The following is a 19,883-nucleotide window of genomic DNA, read 5'->3' on the forward strand; positions in this document are numbered from 1 at the left end:
GGCGTTGCCCGTGACAGACTCGTCAGACTTTGTAGTGGTGGGCGCCGGCCTGGCCGGCGCCGCCACCGCCTGGCAGCTCGCCTCCCGCGGGCACCAGGTCGCCCTCCTGGAACGCAATGTCCCCGCCAGCCATGCTGGCAGCTCCCACGGTTCCGCCCGGATCTTCCGCTACGCCTACCCGGACGCCTTCTATACCCGGGCCGTCCTGGAGTCGAAGGCACTGTGGGACGGGCTGGCCGACGCCTCCGGAACCTCCCTGATCACTCCCTGCGGCGCCGTGGACTACGGCCCGGAGCGCAATCCCCGGCTGCTGGCCTCCGTGCTGGCCGGCGAAGGCATCGAGCACGAACTGCTGTCCGCTGCCGAGGCCCGGCGCCGTTGGCCGCAGATCGCCTTCGATACCGAGGTTCTGTGGCACCCCGGCGCCGGCGTGATCGATGCGGAAGTCGTCGTCAACGCCATGGTGAAGCTCGCCGTCGGCCATGGCGCCCGCCTCGTGACGGGCTGGGAGCTGCAGAGCGTGGAGCGGACGGGTGCCGGTTACCGGCTCCGTTCTTCCACGGGTGAAACCGTGGACGCCGGCAACGTGGTGATCAGCGCCGGCGGCTGGCTCCCCGGCCTGCTGGGGCAGCTGTCCCTTCCGGCCGGTTTCCTGGCGGGGCTTCCGGGGATCATCGTCCGGCAGGAGCAGGCGTTCCACTTCAAGTACCGGGATCACGACGGCGGCGCTGCGGCCGGTTCCACCGCCCCCGGTGCCCGGGGCTGGCCGACGTTCATCCACAAGGCCGCAGAGATCCAGGCCTACGGCCTTCCCGGCGGACGGGACGCCGGCTATGCCGGGCAGAAAGTGGCCGAGTACAACGGCGGCAGGCTCATCCCGTCGGCCGCGGAACAGACCGGAGAAGTGGACCCGGCCAACCGCCGCCGGGTGGTGGATTACGTGCGCCGCTACCTTCCCGGCCTGGACCCGGAACCGTACGCCGAAACCACGTGCCTGTTCACCAACACGCCCAATGAGGACTTCCTCATCGACCGAGCGGACAACGTCACGGTTCTGTCGCCGTGCTCCGGGCACGGCGCCAAGTTTGCGCCGCTGATCGGCCAATGGGCTGCGGACCTGGCCACCGGTGCCGGGAATGTTCCCAGCCGGTTCCGGACCGCGTCTTCAACAGCTGTGACCACATAGAACGGATACCAGTGAGCCTTCCACAGACAGTACCCACAGCGGATGCGCTGCCTTCTGCCCGAACCAGTGCCTCCACTGTTTCCAGTCTGCTGCAGGACATCTCCACCATCGGCAGGGATGCATCGCGGGGTGGCTATTCGCGGCCGGTTTTCTCCAGTGCGGAAACGGACCTGCGGAGCTGGTTCATTGAGCAGGCGGAACGGCGCGGCCTTGACGTCCATACGGACCACAACGGCATCATCTGGGCCTGGTGGGACACCTCCGCTGGCACGCGGCGGGACGCTGTTGCTACCGGCAGCCATCTCGATTCCGTCCCGGGCGGCGGCGCGTACGACGGCCCGCTGGGTGTCGCCTCGGCGCTGGTCGCCGTCGACATCCTGAAGGCCCGCGGGCTCCGCCCCCGAAGGCCGCTGGTCATCGCAGTTTTTCCAGAGGAGGAGGGCTCGAGGTTCGGCGTGGCCTGCCTGGGTTCCCGGCTTCTGACCGGCGAGCTGGACCCGGACAAGGCCCGCCGGCTCAAGGACCCGGACGGCAACACCTATGCTGACGTCGCCGCCGCGAACGGGCAGGATCCCCGGCTCATCGGCGCCGATTACAAGGCCCTCCAGCAGCTGGGCCTGTTTGTGGAGCTGCATGTGGAGCAGGGCCGGGGGCTGATCGACCTGAACCAGCCCGTGGCCATCGGCTCCTCGATCCTGGGCCACGGCCGCTGGAAGCTCAGCGTCTCCGGGCAGGGAAACCACGCCGGGACCACCCTCATGGCCGGCCGCAAGGACCCCATGATCGCTGCTGCCAAGATTATGGTCAGCATCCGCGATACGGCCAGGAAGTACCGGGACGCCCGGGCCACCGTTGGCCGGGTCCAACCCGTTCCGGGCGGGACCAACGTGATTGCCTCACGCGTGGACCTGTGGATTGACGTCCGCCACCCGGACGACTCCGTCACCGCGGCCCTGGTTGAGGCCATCCGGTTGAACGCCGGGATGTTCGCCGCGGAGGAAGGCTGCCTGGCCAGCCTGACCACGGAATCATTGAGTCCCACAGTGCACTTCGACGGCGGCCTGCGGGACCGGCTGCAGGAACTGCTTCCCGCCGCGCCGGTCCTGGACACCGGGGCGGGACACGACGCGGGCGTGCTGGGCGGGCACATCCCTACTGCCATGCTGTTCGTCCGGAACCCCACCGGCGTCTCGCACTCGCCCGACGAACTGGTGGAGGACTGGGATGCGGAGGAAGGCGCCGTGGCACTGGCGGACTCCCTCGCCGGGCTGCTCGGCAAGGCCCGCACCATCGTTTAGGACCGCCGTCGTACGTCCCGCCCGGCTCCCCGCCGCAGCCGCTGCTGCCCTCCCGGGCTGCTCTTCCGTTGCGGCTGATGCCGGTAGGGCTATTGGAATCAGTGGGACTGCTGAAACTCGGGCGTGAACGACTGAAACCATCATTTAACACGCCGGAAACCTACCCAAAAGTGGCCGCCATACAGTTGGAGCACGACGGCAACAGCCACCCTCCGCTGAACGTGGGACCAGACCCCGCGTCCCTCCCAACGGAGCGGCTCTGACGGCAACTTACCGTTCTCTCTTCGCATCACGAAAGGGGTTTCCCATGGATTCGGGAAATGTCGCTTGGATTCTGGCCAGTTCCGCTCTGGTCTGTATGATGATCCCCGCCCTGGCCCTGTTTTACGGGGGCATGGTGGGCTCGCGCCGCATCCTCAACATGATGATGATGTGCTTCGGCGGCGCCAGCCTGGTGGCCGTCCTCTGGGCGCTCTTCGGCTACTCGATGGCTTTTGGAAACTCCGTCGGCGGCGTGGGGCTGATCGGGGACGTCACGGAATTCCCCGGTATGAGCCAGCTGCTTGCGGCTGATGACAGCGCCTCTATCCCCGTAATCCTCTTCGCAGCGTTCCAGCTGTTCTTCGCCTGCGTCACCACGGCGCTGGTTGCCGGAGCCGCAGCCGGCCGCATGAAATTCGGCGCCTGGATGCTGTTCGCCGGCATCTGGGCCACCATCGTCTACTTCCCCATCGCGCACTGGGTGTTCGCCTTCTCCTCCGCCGACGGCAGCACCGTTGGCGGGTGGATCGCGAGCGGCATCAAGGCCATCGACTTCGCCGGCGGCACCGCGGTGCACATGAACGCCGGCGCCGCCGCCCTGGCCCTGGCCCTGGTCCTGGGCAAGAGCTCCGGCTGGCCCAAGGTGGAACACGCCAAGCCGCACAGCCGCCCGCTGGTGCTGGTGGGCGCAGGCCTGCTGTGGGTGGGCTGGTTCGGCTTCAACGCCGGTTCCGCTCTCTCCGCCGGCCAGTCAGCGTCGGTGGTTTTCCTCAACACCGCTGTTGCTGCTTCCGCGGGCCTCCTGGCCTGGGCGCTCGTTGAGCGGGTCCGCCATGGAGCCGCCACCAGCATGGGGGCGGCCTCCGGCCTGATCTCTGCACTGGTTGCCATCACGCCGGCCTGTGGTGCTGTCAGCCCGCTCGGTGCGGTGGCCATCGGCGCCATCGCCGGGGCCGTCTGCTCCCTGGCCATTGAGCTGAAGTTCCGCCTCGGCTTTGACGATTCGCTCGACGTCGTTGGTGTCCACCTGGTGGGTGGCATCCTCGGCACCCTGCTGATCGGCCTGTTTGCCACGGAAGCTGCACCCAACGGTGTGAGCGGACTGTTCTACGGCGGCGGACTGGAGCTGCTGGGTGTCCAGGCGCTGGCAACAGTCTCCGTCCTGGCCTACTCGTTCGGCATCACCTGGGTCCTGGCGAAGATCCTGGACAAGACCATTGGCCTGCGCATCAAGCCCGAGGACGAGCTGCGTGGCATCGACCTCGCCGCGCACTCCGAGCTGGCGTACCTCACGGACGAAGATCCGGTGGAGCTCGGTTCGCCCCAGCGGGTCTAGGCACTAAAGAATTCCGGGTGGGGGCGCCCGGGATACGAGTCAGGCAAAGGGCCAAACCTTGGACCGGTGCCAGCAGCAGCTGGCTTATAGTTCCAAGGTTTGGCCCTTTGTCTTGTGCTGTTTTTGCGGTTCAGGGCCCGCTGCAGACCAGATTGCCATCGCTGACCTCGAGCACCGCCGCCAGGATGTGGCTGAGGCGGGTCCGGGGATCCGGTGCCATGGTGTCGATGTCTTCGCCGCCCCAGTGCGGGTGGGTGAAATAGACCAGGAGGGCGCGTTCCTTGCCACCTTCCCTGCCGGGGAGGGGGACCACATCCGCATGGCGTCCGACGACGGGACGCCCTTCCACGGATTCCGGCGCTGTAAGGATGAGTCCGCCCAGCTGTTCCTGCCGGATCCAGCCTCCTGCGGCGTCTTCTGAGCGGTAGATGCCCTGGCCACGCCATTCGTCCACGATCATCCAGAACGTTCCCCCGAGCCGGAAGACCTTGGGCCCTTCATGCGGGCGGCCCGGGATGGCCAGCCCTTCGAGAACCCACGACGACGGATCCGCCGGGGTATCGCTGACCGCGCTGTAGGTATTGGATCCGCGGGCTTCGTCCTTGTACCAAAGCCGGTAGCGGCCGTCCCCGCACCGGGCAACGGCGGCGTCGATGACGCGGGGCGAATCCAGGTCAACGGTGCCCAGGTACTCCCACTGGACCAGGTCCCGGCTCGCGAGCTGGACGATGGACGCAGTCCCGGTCCAGTCCGTCCGCGCCCCGCCGAGAACGGTCAGGTACATGATCCACTGGTCACCGATCCGTACGACGTCGGGAGCCCACAGGGTTGCCGGGAGTTCGGTGTCCGGCGGGACGAGTCCGTCCACGGTGCCCTGGTAGGCCCAGTTGAGTCCGCCGTCGGAGGACCTTGCCGTGCCGATCGCCGTGCCGTGCACCCATTCGACGCCGGTCAGGCCAGGAGTGGTGGCGCGGCGCTGGGTGTAGAACAGCACCCATTCGCCAGTGAGGTGGTCCGGGACCAGGACCGGGTCGGTGGGGCCGTCCCAGACGGGGTCGCGGTAGGGGGTGGTAAAGGCGTCCGCGCGCAGGGGAGGCAGGGCCGGTGAAGCGCGGGCTTGATTGGCGAGCTGGTCCGATTCCGGTAGGTCCTGCTGCACGCTGTCCTTTGGCACCATTTCTCCAACGTTGTAGTTTTGTTGTGGATACCAGCATAGGCGGATAGAGGACGCGCAAACGCACCTGCGCTGCGCAGATTCCGGAGCTACTCCTGGAACAGCCCTGCCAGGTCTTCGGCCGTGATGGCACCGCCGGCCAGGGCATCGCCCTCCATCACGTCGGCGAACAGCTGCGACTTCCGGGCCTTCAATGCCATGACCTTTTCTTCGATCGTGTCCTTGGCCACAAGCCGGTAGACCATAACGTTCCGCGCCTGCCCGATCCGGTGCGTCCGGTCCACCGCCTGCGCCTCCGAGGCCGGGTTCCACCACGGATCCAGCAGGAACACATAGTCGGCCTCGGTGAGATTGAGGCCAAAACCGCCGGCCTTCAGCGAAATCAGGAACACCGGCGCGCTGCCATTCTTGAACTCGCTGACCACGTCGGCACGGTTGCGGGTACCGCCGTCGAGGTAGCAGTACTCGATCTTTTCCTCGTCCAGCCGCTCCCGGACCTTGCCCAGGAACCCGGTGAACTGGCTGAAGATCAGGGCACGGTGGCCCTCGGCCACCAGGTCCTCCAGCTGCTCGAACAGCACGTCCAGCTTGCTCGACCGGACCGACGACAACGCCGGATCAATCAGTGAGGCGTCCAGGCTGAGCTGCCGCAACAGGGTCAGTGACTGGAAGATGGTGAACCGGTTCTTGTTGACGTCCTCGATCAGGCCCAGGACCTTCTGCCGTTCCCGCTGCAGATGCGTCTGGTACACCTTCTGGTGGCGCGGGTTCAGCACCACTTCCAGGATCTGCTCCTGCTTGGGCGGCAGGTCCTTGATCACCTGGTCCTTGGTGCGGCGCATCATCAGTGGACGGACCCGACGGCGGAGCTTGTCCAGCTGCCCCTTGTCGCCGTTTTTCTCCACCGGCTTCTGGTAGTACTCCGCGAAGCGCTTGGGACTGGAAAACAGGCCGGGCGCGACGATGGAAGTCAGCGCCCAGAACTCCATGAGGTTGTTCTCCAGCGGCGTGCCCGTGATGGCCAGCTTGAAGGCCGCCGGCAGTTTCCGGGCGCACTGGTACGCCTTGGACTGGTGGTTCTTCACGAACTGCGCCTCGTCCAGCACCAGGCCCGCCCAGTCACGGGACGCGTAGGCGTCATAATCGATCCGGAACAGGGCGTACGACGTGATCACGATGTCCGCGCCGGCGAGTGCCTCGGCCGGGACCTGGCTGCTTTTGGCGAAGGTCTCGCTGACCGCGTGCACCTTCAGTCCCGGCGCGAAGCGCGCGGCCTCCAGGGCCCAGTTGCCCACAACGCTGGTGGGGGCAACCACCAAAAAGGGAGCTCCGGCGTCGGCCACGGACCCTGAAGCGCCAGGCCCTGGTGCGCCGGAACCTGAAGGGCCGGAACCCGCGCTGGTGCCGGAATCCTCGGCAGCGGCCGAAAGGGCCAGATCCTTGGCGGCGCACATCAGCGCGAGCGCCTGCACAGTCTTACCAAGGCCCATATCGTCCGCGAGGATCCCGCCCAGGCTGTGCTTGTACAGGAAGGTGAGCCAGTTGAAGCCTTCAAGCTGGTAGGGACGCAGGTCCGCGTTCAGGGTCGCGGGCAGCGGCAGGCCGTCAACGCCGCCCTCCAGCAGGCCGCCCACCGCCGAGCGCCAAGCTGCTGCCTGCTCATCCACGATTCCCAGCTGCGCCAGTTCATCCCACAGGCCGGCCTGGAAGCGGCTGATCTGCAGCGGCGCATCCTTGTTGTCCTGCAGGGAACGCGCCTCCTCAATCAGTGCCCGCAGCTGGTGCAGCTCGGGCAGGTCGAGGGAGAAGTAGGCGCCGCTGGGCAGCAGCATCTTGGTCTGGCCCGCTGCGAGCGCCGAGAACACTGCGGCGAAGGACACCGGCTGGCCCTCCAGCGAAATCTGGATGCCAAGGTCGAACCAGTCGCGCTGCTCGGTGGCCTTGGTGGAGATGGAAACCACCGGCGCTTCCTCGGCCTCGCGGTAGTCGGCGATGTCTCCCACCGTGTCCACGTCCACGTCGGGGGCCTCGCGCAGGCGGGGGAGGACCTCCTCGGTGAAGGCCAGTGTGTCCAGGCCCTTCAGCTCCACGGACGCGGCGAGCCGGGGTGTGCCCCAGCCCCCGGTGGCGGATTCGCCCAGGGCCGGAACCACTTCCCAGGGCCGGCCGATGCCCTCGAGGATGCGGGCCTCGGCGGTGTCATCGCGGTAGCCGTGGTCGCCGGGGTGCCGCCACAGCGGCTGGGCGGTGACGAGGTTTCCTGTCTTGTAGTGCCACTCCCAGTGCAGCCGGACCCGGTGGTCGGCGCCGTAGTTGGCGAGCAGCGAGAGGGTGGGGACTGCCAGGGCAGGCAAGGCAACAGACTCGTCGCGGGCCGTGACCCGGGCCGTCTGCTTGAGCTTGGGATAGAAGCCGGTGAGGAAGCGCGTCTCGTCCTTGGCGGGGATGTGCAGCGTGCTCCCGGCGGTGACGAACGCCAGCAGCTCCTCGCTCAGGCCGCCCTCGAGCGGTGCCAGCGTGATGACGCCGTCAGGGTCGGGGACCCCCGGTAAGGAGGCTTCCCCGGACGTGAAGAAGATGCCATGCGCGGGCCGGCCGATGGTTCCCACGGCGGCCGGATCAACCTCTTCCCCTTCCACGGTGATGGTGGGCGCCAGCTCCAGGCCGCCGTCGGAGGCCTGTTCCTTGGCTGGTGTGCCTTGACCCGGGGCGGGTTCAGTTACCGGGCTTTCATTCACAGGGGTGCCGTAACGGCCCAGGTTCAGGCCGACGGCGGCGGGGGACTCCGCGAGCCGCACTTGGTCGCTGCCCTTGGAGTGAACGAGTGCCAGCCCGATCTTCCGGGCGTCCGCCAGCAGGCTCCACAGGTTTTTACCGGAGTAGGTGTTCAAACCCAGCCAGAGGCCGGAGGAGTTCTGCATCCGGCCAGCCGAGGCGGAGTGGGCGGCCAGGAACTCCTGCATCCACTCCACGTGCGATTCGTTGCACTCGCGGCGGAAGTTCAGGTAGTTCAGGGTGTTCCAGGAGACGTCGCCGCGGATCCACTTGCCCTTGGTGCCCATGATCACGGGGCGCGCTTTAAGCTGGCGGACGCTGCGGAGCGGATCGCGCCGCCCTGTGTAGGAGAAGTGCGGGGCAGGCTCTTCGATCTCGAACTGGAGTGCCAGCGGCACGCCGTTGGTGGAGGGTGCAGCCCCGGGCTGGGAGATCAGGGGGCTGAGCGCTTTTTCCCAATCGGAGACGGCCGCTGCCGGCTCGCGCGAAGTCTGGGTGGCGGTGCCCGGTGACAGCAGCTGGACGCGGGTGGCAGGGTTGTCCTCTGCCGCGAAGAGCAGCGCCGCCACGTGCTTGCAGTCCTTCCGGACCGGGCAGCTGCACACCCCCACCGTGCAGCTCCAGCCGCCGGCCTTGCGGACCAGTTTGGCGGTGGTGGAATAGGGCACGTCAGCACCGCCGCGGACCTTGCCCAGCATGAGCCCGGTGGCGGCGTCGAACGAGATGCCGGAGACGCGGCTGCCCATGGCATATGCCAGTCCGGCCGCCAGGGAACGGTCGTTGATGGCGGGGGTCTGTATTGCCAGTGCCGTACTTTCGTCCGGTTGGGATGGAATGGTGCGCGCTACTTTCAACAGGCCGCGGCGGGGGCGGGGCCGGTGGTTGGTTATCTGATCCATCTTAGTTCGCCTGCGGGGGAGGGCGTGCCGCGGGTCCCCGAGGGCGGAAGGCAGGACAGACAGGGCCTGAACAGAACGGCCGTGGTGCTGCCGTCGGGAATCAACAGCGCACCACGGCCGCGGCCGCGCACTTCGCGTGGGGGGATTAGCGGATGGGCGACCCGGTGTTGGCAGGCTGGTTGTTGGCAGGCTGCGCGAACCGCTCCGGCCGGAAGGTCTCCAGCATCGGGTGGCGGGACCCGGTGAGGATTTCACTGGCCAGCAGTTCGCCGGCGATCAGTCCGAGCGTGGCCCCCGAGTGCGTGAACGCCACGAAGCATCCAGGCACCTTCTCCAGTTCACCGAAGACAGGCTCTCCGTCGCCAGGAATGGGCTTGTAGCCGATCTTCCAGGAAGCCGGCTTGAGCTCCGGGTTGCCTGCGATGAGCTGGGAGGCTTCGTCGGCCAGTTCCTGCACCACTTCATCCGGAATGCTGAAGGTTCCGTCCGCGTGCTCGGTGATGTTTTCCTCGTACCAGTCATGGTCCAGGGCAAGGGTGTTTCCGGGGTTGGGCCGGACAGCGGCACGGGGCGTGTTCAGCACAGGAACCAGGCCGTGGTCCGTGGGTTTGGTGATAACCAGCATCGACACCGGTGAACCGTTGGGGATTTCCACTCCGAGGGGGGCAACGACCGAGGGGGTCGCGGCGCCACAGGCCACGAGGACGGCGTCGGCTTCATGCACCGCACCGGAGGCGACCTGGACGCCGGCAGCACGGCCGCCGTCGAGCACTACCGAAGCCTTTCCGGCGTTGAGGACCAGTTCGCCACCCAGTTCGTGGAACTCCGCCATCAGGAATTCCACCAGGTCCGGAAGGCTCACCCAGCCTTCGCCGGGGTTGAAGATCGCATTCTCGGGAACCGCGGAGGCGTCCACTCCGGGAGCAACCGATGCGATCTCCGCCGGTGCCAGCAGCTTGGAATCGTAGCCCTTGTTCAGCTCGTACTGGTGACGGGTAGCCGTGGCCTCCGCCTGGCCGGCCGGGTTCCACATCAGGCCGCCGCCGAACTGGAGCCATTCACGCGACGGGTCCGCGGCAAACAAGGTCCGGTAGCGGTCCACTCCTGCCATGCGGAGCTGGTGGTAGGGCGTGGAGCGTTCGCCCGCAGAGTTCAGCCACGAGAGCGACCGGCCGGAGGCCTCGCTGGTGAGGCCCGCTTCGGTCAGGAGGACTACGGAAGCGCCCTCGCGGAGGAGGTGGACGGCCGTGGAAACACCAAGGATTCCGCCACCGATGACGGCGACTTTCCTGGCGGGGGCAGTGGAGGACATGGGGGACTCGCTTTCCTTTATCGGAAGATGTGCCGTGACAGGTGCGTCAGGCGAGTGCATGGATTTCTTCAATGACTTTCAAGACTTCGACGGCGTCGCCCGGCTCGACGGGGAGCGGCGCGCCGTTTAGGAGGGCTTCGGCGAGGAGCCGGTAGAACTGGGGATAGGCCCCGCGTTCGGCGGGCACGGCTGATGATTCGCCATCGACGCCCAGAAGCCCCCAAGACTCCTGGGGGTCCACGCCGTAGGCGGCATCCGACGGCGGCAGCCCGGCGTCGAGCGCAGCTTCCTGGCTGTCCAGGCCCCACTTGGTGTAGCCGGCCTTCGAGCCGAGGACGTGGAACCGGGGGCCCCCTTGGGCCGCCATGCCGTTCATCCACAGCCGGGTGCGGACCCCGGACTCATGCAGCAGCGAGACAAAGGCTTCCGTCTCAGCCGCCTCCGGCTCTGGTGAGTGGTGTGCCGTTTCGCCGTAGCTGCGCGCCACGGGTCCGAAAAGCTGGACCGCCTGGTCAACGAGGTGCGCGCCCAGGTCGTGCAGGATGCCGCCGCCCTCTGCGGTGGTGGCTGAGTCGCGCCAGTTGCCGAAACCCTCCGGCCGCCACCACTCGAACCTTGACTCGAAACTCCGCACTTCACCCAGTGCGCCGGCAGCCAGGAGCTTTTTCAGGGTCAGGAAATCGGCGTCCCAACGGCGGTTCTGGAAGACCGTCAGCTGCACGCCGGCGTCGGCAGCTTTGGCCACGAGTTCCTCCCCGTGGCTTGAGGCAGTGACGAACGGCTTATCCACCACTACGTGGAGCCTGTGGGCGATCGCCCGGGCGGCATGGTCGAAATGGGTGACGGGAGGGGTTCCCAGGACCACCAGGTCAAGATCCGCGGCCAGCGCGAACATGGCGTCGGCTGTTGGGACGATCCTGGCTTTCGGGTAGCGGGCAGCGGCCGCGGCAGCGCGCTCCGGATCAGCCGTGACAATCACATCAAGGGAAAAGGAGGGGTCTGCCTCGATCAGCGGTGCGTGAAAGACCCGTCCGGAAATTCCAAAACCGACGACGGCGGTACGGATGGGGGCACTCGCTGCTGCTCCCATCACAGCACCTCAGAGAGGAAGCGCTGGAGTCGCTCACTCTTGGGGTTGTCGAAGATCTCCGCCGGCGTGCCCGCTTCAACCACTTCCCCCTCATCCATAAAGACCACCTGGTCGGCGACCTTCCGGGCAAAGCCCATCTCGTGCGTGACCACCACCATGGTCATACCCCGCTTGGCGAGGGATGCCATAAGGGTCAGGACGCCCTTCACGAGCTCGGGGTCCAGGGCGCTGGTGGCCTCGTCGAAGAGCATCACCTCCGGTTCCATGGCGAGGGCGCGGGCGATGGCGACGCGCTGCTGCTGCCCGCCGGAAAGGTCCCGGGGGCGGTGGTCCGCGCGTTCGGCGAGGCCCACTTCGGCCAGGCGGCGGCGTGCACGTTCCCGGGCTTCTGCCTTGGACATCTTCTTGACGCTCCACAGAGCAAGGGCGACGTTCTCCAGGGCTGTGTGGTCCGGGAAGAGGTTGAAGTGCTGGAACACCATCCCGATCCGGCTGCGCAGGATGTCGGGGTTGACCTTCAGTGCACTCTCGCCTGCCAGGACCACGTCCCCGCTTTTGGGCTCATGCAGCCTGTTGACTCCCCTCAGGAGCGTGGACTTGCCGGAACCGGAGGGTCCGATGATGCAGGTGGTGGTGCCAGGAGCTACCGTGAGGCTCACGTTGCGGAGGACCTCGATATCCCCATACGCCATGGTCAGGTTCTTGAGTTCCAGGCTGGATCCATGGAAGGTCTGGATGTCAGCGGTGGGGTTGGCGCTGGTGCTGGTGATCATGTGTTGCTCCCGGTAGTAAGCGGCGAGGCCGCGTCGAGTTCCTTGACTTCGTTGAGGCCGCTGGACGGGGCCGTGGGCCGGCGCTTTCCTGCCCGGAAGCGGCTGTCGAAGTAGTTCACCAGGTGCGTGAGCGGCACGGTGATGATGAGGTAGAAGACGCCGGCCATGACCAGCGGGGACAGGTTCCCGGAAAGAACTGCCGCGTCCTGGCCTACGCGGAAGAGTTCGCGCTCGCTGACCAGGAGTCCGAGGAAGTAGACGAGCGAGGAGTCTTTCACGATGGCGATGAACTGGTTCACGAGGGCCGGCAGTACCCGGCGGATGCCTTGGGGAATGACCACGAGGGCCATGGATTTGCCATAGCTCATGCCCAGGGCGCGGCAGGCCTCGCCCTGGCCCTTGTCCACGCTCTGGATACCGGCGCGGAAGATTTCGCCAATGTAGGCGCTGGCGATCAGGCTCAAGGCGATGATGCCCAACGGGTATGGCGAGGGGCCGAAGATGGACTGGCTCAGCCGGGCGAAGCCCTGGCCAATCAGCAGGATGGTCAGGATGGCCGGCAGGCCCCGGAACAGGTCCGTGTAGATGCGGGCCGGGATACGCAACCACCGGGAGGGTGAGATGCCCATAACCGCAACGATCATCCCGAGCACGACACCGATTATTGTGGCCGCGACGGAGATGATGAGGGTGTTAAGGAGGCCCACGGCCAGAAGCTGGGGCAGGACTTCGGCCATTGCACCGAAGTCGAAGAACGTGCGGATGATGGTGTTGAGCCAGTCCATGGTTGCTCTCAGACGTTTGTTAGCTGATGGAGGGAAGCTGGTGGAACGGGGGCGGCATGCCGGCAGTAAGTCCGGCGGCCGGCCGCCCCCGCAACCTTGGGAGGGTTACTTGCTGGGCGCCGTGCTGGACGTTTGCTCAGCCTTGGGGAGGTAGTGCTCGGGCATCGGCGAGCCCGGGAACCATTTCTGGTAGAGCTTCTTCCAGGTGCCGTCCTCCATGGCTTCCGCCAGGCCGTCGTTCAGCGCCTCCTTGAACTCGGTCTTGCCCTTGGCGATGGCGAAGCCGGCGGGAGCGTCGAAGGAGGGGATGTCCGCGGCGCTGACAAGCCCGAACTGTTCCTGGTAGGACTTGGCGGCCTCGTAGTCAAGGAAGTGTGCGTCGACTGCACCGCTGTTGACCGCGGAGATTGCAGTGTTGTTGTCCGGGAACCGGACGAGGCTCGCGCTGGTGAAGTTCTTGACGGCGTAGGCTTCCTGAAGTGTTCCCTGGACAACGCCAAGGCGCTTTCCGGAAAGCCCTTCGGGGCCGCTGATGCCAGAGGACTTGGTGGTGATGATGGTCAGGTATCCGGCGAGGTATCCGTCGGAGAAGTCGACAGTTTCCTTGCGCTTGTCCGTGATGCCGATCGCGGCAACGCCGGCGTCGAATTGTCCGTTCGCAACCGCGGAGAGCAGTCCGGAGAAGTCCTGCCCGGTGAAGACCACATTGTCTACACCGGCCCGGTGGGCCACGTCTGTGAAAAGTTCGACGTCGAAGCCCGTGAACTTACCCTGGGCGTCGGTGAACGTGTACGGCTTGGAGTCTCCCAGGCTGGCCACGCGGATGGTTCCGGGTCGAATCAGGCCGTACGGGTTTTCGGCTGACGTGGATGAAGCCGGGGATGAGGCGCCGCATGCAGACAGTGCCAGGACCGCGGCAACGGCGGCAGCAACGGCCGTTGCGGGACGGAAAATTTTTCGGGTAATCACAGCGAGTTTTCCAATCATGAGAAGCGGGAGATGGAGGATCTAGATCCGCCGTGGTGGTAATGCTTGGCCGGTGCCTCTTGCTGAGTCCGGTCTCAGTCCCTACGATTGAGACCGGACTCACACCGATTGATAGAAATGTAACGCAAGCCACAAAAGGGCGTCAAGCCCGACGAGAAAGGCCGAAATGAGTACTGATGGTTCACGGCGGCGCGACGTCACCGTCGCCGACGTCGCCAAAACCGCGCAGGTATCCAAGGCCCAGGCAGCCCGTGCGCTGGGGAATTACGGCGCCGTCAGTGACGATGTACGTGAACGTGTACTGGCCGCTGCGGAAGAGCTGAACTACCGTCCGAACGAACTCGCACGCAGCATGAACACGGGGAAATCGAACACCATCGGCGTGGTGGTGGGCGACATCGAAAATCCGCATTTTGGCCTGGCGACCAGGGGGATCTCTGATACTGCAAAAAAGAGCGGCTTCAACGTCATCCTGGTCAACACGGATGAGGACACTCCGGCGGAAGTGGACGCCGTCAAGGTGCTGCTGGACAAGCGTGTCGATGGACTGATTATCGCTCCGGCCTCGTCGATTGATACCGGGCACCTGCAGGCCGTTTACAAGTCGGGGCGGCCGTTGGTGCTCCTCGACCGCAAGGCCGCCGGGCTGGAGGTGGACACAGTGGCCGTCGAAATGGAAGGGATTTCGTACGAGTCCACCAGCCATCTGATTCAGGAAGGGCATCGCCGGATTGCCTTCATTTCCACCGTTCGAACGGACGAGCCCTACTTCGCCGGCCTGCCGCTGGACTCATCGCAGATTTCCGAGCGGCGGGACGGCATGAAGCGTGCCTTCCAGGAGGCGAATCTTCCCCAACCCGAGGACCTGGTCCGTCTCAACGCCGGCAGTCCGGAGTCCATCAAAAAAATCACCCGTGAACTGCTGCAGCAGCCTGATCCGGCTACGGCGATCATTGCCTCGGACGGCCTTATCGGGCTCAGCGTGGTGGAGGCAATCCAGGACCTGGGCCTATCGATCCCGGACGATGTTTCCTTCCTGATGTATGACGACTTCGCCTGGACGCGGCTCACCACTCCTCCGCTGACGGTCATCGCGCAGCCCGTGTATGAGATGGGCGTCGCCGCTGCCGATGCCCTTATCCGCCAGATCCAAGGCAGGAAGGCGCCGGCGGCCAGGCCTGAATTCTCCGCAACCCTGGTGAAGCGGGGCTCCGTGGGTGCGCGCGGGGGTTCGGCTTCCACGGCTGACGGCCTGTAGCGCTGCCTGCCGGGAAACACACCTCCCCCGCAAACTTCGCCTGACGTTCATTTGCCCCTTAACGCCTTGGGTACCCGGCGGCCGTAGCGTGAAAAGCGTTCGAGCACCACCCGCCATCAGCCGTGAGGATTGCCATGATCACCAGCCAGCAGCCCGTCGTCCTGACCAGCAGCAGCATCGCATCCAATGACGAGGACGTTGTAGGAGCCAATGTCAGCATCGTCGATGCCATGCATACTGCCCTGCTCCACACGGGGGAGATGTCGCCAGCCGCCGTGCGCAGCTACTTTGTGGACTTCTACCTCACCCAGGCACTCGAGGGAGGGTTCGCCCAGTACGAGTTCACGGCCGTCGACCGGGCCGAAACGGACACCCTGATCCGGGAGGGCATGGCGGGGATGGGCGCCACAGCCCACCTTGACCTTTTCAACCGCGCGGTGGAAGCGTTCGATGACCTGTCCGGGGAGGACGAAGAGCACTACCTGGACGGCGGCCTGGCCGACACTGAGGAAACGTCCGACGGCGTCCTCCGGATGGAGGAGCTCGACGGCGAGTTCGAGGAGCTGCTGGAGAGCGAAAACATCACCGCACTCAACGCGGCATGGCTCCGCAGCCAGCCCGAACTGCTGGTGCTGGACGACGAGGAAATCGGAGCGTACATCGACCGGCTGGTGGAGCAGATCCCGGACCTGCCGGAGCGGCGGGCACGGGCGGGCGCCGAGGCGCTGGAGAACGCCCCCGGCTTCGAAATCATCATCCGCGAACTCTGCAGCATCGCCGGGTACCAGCTGGTCAAGATCACCTTGGGCGACCCCAACTACCTGCACGGCGGCAGCAAGACCCTCGCTTGGCACTTCACCACGGACCACGGCGGCTTCCTGATGATCGAGGAGGATGACGAGGCCTTTATGGTCAACCCTGAAACGCAGGAGATCGTAGCGGCGGTGGAGTTCGAGGAAACCGGCTCCGACCTGGTCGAAGCCTAGGAAGGTTGACGGGGCGCCTGCAGCGGCGCCCCGTCAGCTGTTCTGATCCAGGGCGGCTGCCAGGATCTCCAGCAGTTCGTGGTCCACCTGGTCCTCTGACGTGAGCCGGACCCGGCGGATGAACGGGTCATCGGCGCGGGTCTTGACTGTGTCGATCCTGCCCTCCATACGGGGATCCAGCACAGCGGCGCCGAGCCGGAGGGTCACGTCCACTGCGTTGTTGGTGGTCCTGGTGACCTGGGCGAACTTCCGCCGCCGGCTGTGGAGTGACACGTAGCCCTTCCGCATCTGAATCCCCACCCCGTCAGTGGCAGAGGCCCACGCCAGGAGCGCATCGGCGATGGGCCTCAGATGCGGGTGGTTGGCGTACTGGCCGTCGATCAGTTCATCGGCGTCGCGGAGCATAAAGTCCGGGTAGCCGAACATTTCCCAGGACACTGCATATTGGGCGTAGCCGGTCACACCGAATTCGTCGCGCATCCAGCGGCGGAGCTCACCGTCGTTGTGGATGCCGGCGGCGCGGGCCTTCCCGGCCCAATGTGCCGTGTCCTGGCCGGTCTTCCGGACCAGGAGGGCCTTGTTGTTGTCCACCATCAGCTGCCAGGTGCCGGCTTTTTTCTGCGGCTCGGGGGTTGTAGGCATGCCTCGATCGTAGCGCCGGCCGGACCCGCCTCCTGGCTGGCGGCACGCGCCTCCTGGCCGGTGCAGGCAACGCCTGCTGCAGAGGGCTACGAAAAAAGATTCTGCACAGCCGTAACCTTTCCGCCTGCCCCTGCGATATAGGAGGTGATGGGTCCGCCCGCCGGGCCCGAACTAAAAGCGTTGTCTAGGTTTTGGAGTTTCTCATGTCGTTGTTCACCGTTCTCGCCACCAGCAAAGTCGCTGCCGGAGTCCTCGCAGCCGGCACCCTTGCCGTCGGCGGAACCGGGGCCGCTGCAGTTTCCGGTGTTCTCCCCACCGAAGCACAGCAGAGCGCCCACGACCTCTTCGGCGCCCCGGCCCCGAAGCTCGCCACAGAAGCAGCCACCGAAGGCCAGGCCACCGCGGACGCCGCGGCGGACACTGCAGCCAACGCCTCCGCTGATGCAGACGCCGAAGCAGCCGGAGACGCCACCGTTTCCGACGAGAACATCGCCGCCCAGGCCTCTGCCTCGGCTGCAGCCGGCACCGCCGTTGATGCAGCCGGCGCCGCATCCCTCGGCCTCTGCACGGCGTTCACCAGCGGGGGCCTGAACGCTTCCTCCGAGGGCTTCTCCTCGCTGGCCATCGCAGCGCAGGGTGAGGCAAACATCAAATCCTTCTGCACCGACGTCGCGGCCCAGGCTGACGCCGCCGCACAGGCCGGTGCCGAAGCAACCGGTTCTGCCGCTGTTGACGCGGAGCGTCCTGAGCTGCCTGCTGTTCCGGCAGTCCCCGCGGTCCCGGGTGTCGACGGCGAGCCTGCAGTTCCTGCCGTACCTGCAGTTCCCGCCGTTCCCGGCCAAGCCGGCCACGTTGTGGACGCACCCTCCGTTTCGGTCCGCTAGGCGGGCTTAGCTAGTGTGTACTGCGGGAAACGGGACAAGTTCCGTTTCCCGCAGTAAGGCAGTCCCGATCTTCAAGATCACCACCCGCACCCGGAAATGGCGCCCGGACATGCAGTCCGGGCCCGCCCGCCTGAAGGCAGCCGGGCAGTCCGGGAGGGACCCGCAGACCGCCGCGTAAACCGGGAAAGGCCTTGCCCGTCCCGGGATGGAGGAGCCGCTGGTGCCAGTCACTTTGGCCCAAGAACAGATCGACATATTCGACGACGCCGCCGGAACCGACCCGGCAGCGTTCTTCGGCGTGGCCTACCGGACCTTCGCCGGCCCGGTGCTGGGTTACCTCAAGGCACGCGGCGTGGACGATCCCGAAGCGGTCACCCAGGACGTGTTCCTGGCCTTCTTCCCCAAGATCAGCGGCCTCAGCGGCGGACTGCAGGGCGCAAAGTCACTGCTGTTCGCCATCGCCCACGCCCGGATGGTGGACCACTACCGGCGGCTGGAATGCAGGCCCCGGTTGACTCCCTACGACCCGCAGGAGGACCGCCGCAGCACGCCCTCGGCGGAAGACCACGCAGTGGAGCTGAACGGCGCGGCCGAAGCACTGCTGGAGGGGCTCAGCGACGAACACCAGGAAGTGCTGGCCCTGCGCGTGGTGGCGGACCTGTCCATCGAACAGGTAGCCGGCATTATGGGCAAAAGCGAGGGAGCCATCAAACAGCTTCAACGCAGGGCCCTTCACAACCTCAAGGCACAGACGCTCAAAAGAAACCAGGCAAACCATGAGTGACACCGCAGGACTGCACCGTGGCGCGGCAGTGGACCAGCTGCTGCTGGAAGCAGAGCTTGGCGGCGACAGCCAGCTCCGCCCCGTCCTCCTGGAGCTCCAGGCGCTGGGCACAGCAGCGCCGCAGCCCTCTGCCGAACTGCTGGCGTTGATGGCAGGCGCCAACGGCGCCGGTGCCATCACATCCCGCGCTGCCGAAGCAGCATCAGTGCCCGCCGTGCAGGCAAATCCGGCTCCCCGTGACGAACTCGCGGCCCGCAGGGCCAAGCGCCGGATTGCCCTCACCACCCTGTCCGTAGCGGTATCGCTCGGCGCCGGCGGTGCCGTTGCCGCAGCATCTGACCAGGGCATCCGTGACTCGTTTACCCAGCTCAACCAGGCTTTTACCTCCTTTATCACCGGTTCCGCCGGAGCTCCCGCCAGCGATCAGGCGGGGCAGCCCTCCACTCCTGTTCCCACGGTCCCCGGCACAGTGCCCGCGGGCTCTGCACCGGGGGACCCGGCATCGATCCCGGCGGACCCCGCCGCAGCCGCGCACCCGACGGCCACGCCGCCGTCGGACCATCCTGCTGCGGCGGAGACTGCCCATGGCCAGCAAACTTCCCCGGGGAGGCCCGGGGAAGTCCCCGCTTCAGAAACCCTGCCCGGGGCAGTTCCCGGGCAGATCGCCAACGGCCTCGGCAAGCCACCGGAGGTGCCGGTCCCTTCTCAGGTTCCCCTGCCGGGGACGTTGCCGGCCGTCCCGCTTCCCTGACGTCACCTTTCCTGACATCACCCAAGCCCGCCTCAAACGCCGACGGTGACTAGCCGGCAGCAGGCATCTTCGTGATCATTTCGCCGGCCGGATCGGCAACGTACCAGACATTGTTGACCCCCTGGCCCAGGACGTCGCCGGCCTTGGTGTCCTTGGCAAAGTAGTACAGCGGCATCCCGTTCAGGGTCACCTGCTTTGCGCCTTCCGGAGTTGTGATGGTGCCTACCTTCCCGGTGACCCCTTCGACCTTGGGTGTGGCAGAAGTGGTGGTGAGCGGCGGCCACGCGGTCAGGCATCCACCCGTGCAGGCACTGGTGCCTGAATCCTTGACGTCCTTGGTGAAGTAATAAAGGCTCATGCCTTTGGCGTCCACCACGATGGTGCCCAAACTTGAGGATCCTGTCTTAAGGTCAACGCCTGCACTCGCCGTTGAGGACGCCGTTGAGGATGCCTTTGCTGAAGACGATGCGGGTGCCGACGCTGCAGGTGAACTTGCCGCAGCAGCGGGGCTGGTGGCCGCAGGAGTGGTTCCGCTGCCGCCGGCGCACCCGCTTAGGGCCGCTGTCAGGGCCAAGATGGCCAGGCCTGCCCCAAACACATGCTGTTTCATGGGTTGCTCCTTCGGTAGTGCCCGGCGCCAATCGCCGGACGCTAACCGATACGACGCACCAGGGTGAAGAATGGTTCACGATGAACCAAAAC

At 66.1% G+C, this 19,883-nt stretch carries 17 protein-coding genes; 8 read left to right on the top strand and 9 right to left on the bottom strand.

Annotated elements, in window-relative coordinates:
• Positions 1-10: 10 nt before the first annotated feature.
• The 3 genes from QF047_RS00880 to QF047_RS00890 all read left to right on the top strand — a co-directional run bounded on the left by QF047_RS00880 (position 11) and on the right by QF047_RS00890 (position 4,081).
• Positions 11-1,186, top strand: a complete 1,176-nt coding sequence (locus QF047_RS00880) for an FAD-dependent oxidoreductase (RefSeq protein WP_307272896.1) — start codon at positions 11-13, stop codon at positions 1,184-1,186.
• Positions 1,187-1,197: 11 nt separating this feature from the next.
• A complete protein-coding gene (locus QF047_RS00885; protein ID WP_307272897.1) occupies positions 1,198-2,484 on the top strand; it encodes an allantoate amidohydrolase in 1,287 nt (428 codons plus the stop codon).
• A gap of 307 nt (positions 2,485-2,791) precedes the next feature.
• Positions 2,792-4,081, top strand: a complete 1,290-nt coding sequence (locus QF047_RS00890; protein WP_307272900.1) for an ammonium transporter — start codon at positions 2,792-2,794, stop codon at positions 4,079-4,081.
• A 130-nt stretch (positions 4,082-4,211) separates the two neighbouring features.
• Here the strand turns inward: QF047_RS00890 and QF047_RS00895 are convergent, their stop codons facing one another.
• The 7 genes from QF047_RS00895 to QF047_RS00925 all read right to left on the bottom strand — a co-directional run bounded on the left by QF047_RS00895 (position 4,212) and on the right by QF047_RS00925 (position 13,855).
• Positions 4,212-5,258: a glycoside hydrolase gene (locus QF047_RS00895; protein WP_307272903.1), complete on the bottom strand. Its 1,047-nt coding sequence runs from the start codon at positions 5,256-5,258 to the stop codon at positions 4,212-4,214.
• Positions 5,259-5,344: 86 nt separating this feature from the next.
• On the bottom strand, positions 5,345-8,866 hold the full coding sequence (locus tag QF047_RS00900) for a DEAD/DEAH box helicase (RefSeq protein ID WP_307281690.1): 3,522 nt from the start codon (positions 8,864-8,866) through the stop codon (positions 5,345-5,347).
• A 208-nt stretch (positions 8,867-9,074) separates the two neighbouring features.
• A complete protein-coding gene (locus QF047_RS00905) occupies positions 9,075-10,241 on the bottom strand; it encodes an FAD-binding oxidoreductase (RefSeq protein ID WP_307272906.1) in 1,167 nt (388 codons plus the stop codon).
• 46 nt (positions 10,242-10,287) lie between these two features.
• Positions 10,288-11,331: a Gfo/Idh/MocA family oxidoreductase gene (locus QF047_RS00910; RefSeq protein ID WP_307272909.1), complete on the bottom strand. Its 1,044-nt coding sequence runs from the start codon at positions 11,329-11,331 to the stop codon at positions 10,288-10,290.
• Entirely contained in the window at positions 11,331-12,104 is a 774-nt protein-coding gene (locus QF047_RS00915) for an amino acid ABC transporter ATP-binding protein (RefSeq protein WP_307272911.1), read from the bottom strand. Before QF047_RS00915 ends, QF047_RS00910 begins: the two co-directional genes overlap by 1 nt.
• Positions 12,101-12,889: an amino acid ABC transporter permease gene (locus QF047_RS00920; protein ID WP_307272913.1), complete on the bottom strand. Its 789-nt coding sequence runs from the start codon at positions 12,887-12,889 to the stop codon at positions 12,101-12,103. Before QF047_RS00920 ends, QF047_RS00915 begins: the two co-directional genes overlap by 4 nt.
• 105 nt (positions 12,890-12,994) lie before the next feature.
• Positions 12,995-13,855, bottom strand: a complete 861-nt coding sequence (locus QF047_RS00925) for an ABC transporter substrate-binding protein (RefSeq protein ID WP_307281693.1) — start codon at positions 13,853-13,855, stop codon at positions 12,995-12,997.
• Between the two features lie 187 nt (positions 13,856-14,042).
• On the opposite strand from QF047_RS00925, the gene QF047_RS00930 reads away from it, so the two are divergent.
• The gene (locus QF047_RS00930; protein WP_307272915.1) at positions 14,043-15,134 is read left to right on the top strand and encodes a LacI family DNA-binding transcriptional regulator; all 1,092 of its coding nucleotides are present in this window, start codon (positions 14,043-14,045) and stop codon (positions 15,132-15,134) included.
• A gap of 134 nt (positions 15,135-15,268) precedes the next feature.
• Positions 15,269-16,120 carry a hypothetical protein gene (locus QF047_RS00935; RefSeq protein WP_307272918.1) on the top strand — a complete coding sequence of 284 codons (852 nt, stop codon included), beginning with the start codon at positions 15,269-15,271 and terminating at the stop codon, positions 16,118-16,120.
• A 33-nt stretch (positions 16,121-16,153) separates the two neighbouring features.
• On the opposite strand, the gene QF047_RS00940 is transcribed toward QF047_RS00935, so the two are convergent.
• The gene (locus QF047_RS00940) at positions 16,154-16,762 is read right to left on the bottom strand and encodes a DUF5655 domain-containing protein (RefSeq protein ID WP_307272921.1); all 609 of its coding nucleotides are present in this window, start codon (positions 16,760-16,762) and stop codon (positions 16,154-16,156) included.
• 203 nt (positions 16,763-16,965) lie between these two features.
• Here QF047_RS00940 and QF047_RS00945 point away from each other — a divergent pair, with 203 nt between their 5' ends.
• From QF047_RS00945 to QF047_RS00955, 3 genes are all read left to right on the top strand, one after another.
• Complete coding sequence (locus QF047_RS00945; RefSeq protein ID WP_307272923.1) at positions 16,966-17,646, top strand: protein tyrosine phosphatase; 681 nt, start codon at positions 16,966-16,968, stop codon at positions 17,644-17,646.
• A gap of 205 nt (positions 17,647-17,851) precedes the next feature.
• Positions 17,852-18,430: an RNA polymerase sigma factor gene (locus tag QF047_RS00950; RefSeq protein ID WP_307272926.1), complete on the top strand. Its 579-nt coding sequence runs from the start codon at positions 17,852-17,854 to the stop codon at positions 18,428-18,430.
• On the top strand, positions 18,423-19,181 hold the full coding sequence (locus QF047_RS00955; protein WP_307272929.1) for a hypothetical protein: 759 nt from the start codon (positions 18,423-18,425) through the stop codon (positions 19,179-19,181). The genes QF047_RS00950 and QF047_RS00955 overlap by 8 nt, the downstream gene beginning before the upstream one ends.
• Before the next feature lie 49 nt (positions 19,182-19,230).
• On the opposite strand, the gene QF047_RS00960 is transcribed toward QF047_RS00955, so the two are convergent.
• Positions 19,231-19,791 (bottom strand): hypothetical protein, encoded by a 561-nt coding sequence (locus QF047_RS00960; RefSeq protein WP_306636215.1) that lies wholly within the window; start codon positions 19,789-19,791, stop codon positions 19,231-19,233.
• Between the last annotated feature and the right edge of the window lie 92 nt (positions 19,792-19,883).

This window comes from Arthrobacter sp. W4I7 (assembly GCF_030816215.1).
Classification (GTDB): domain Bacteria; phylum Actinomycetota; class Actinomycetes; order Actinomycetales; family Micrococcaceae; genus Arthrobacter; species Arthrobacter siccitolerans_A.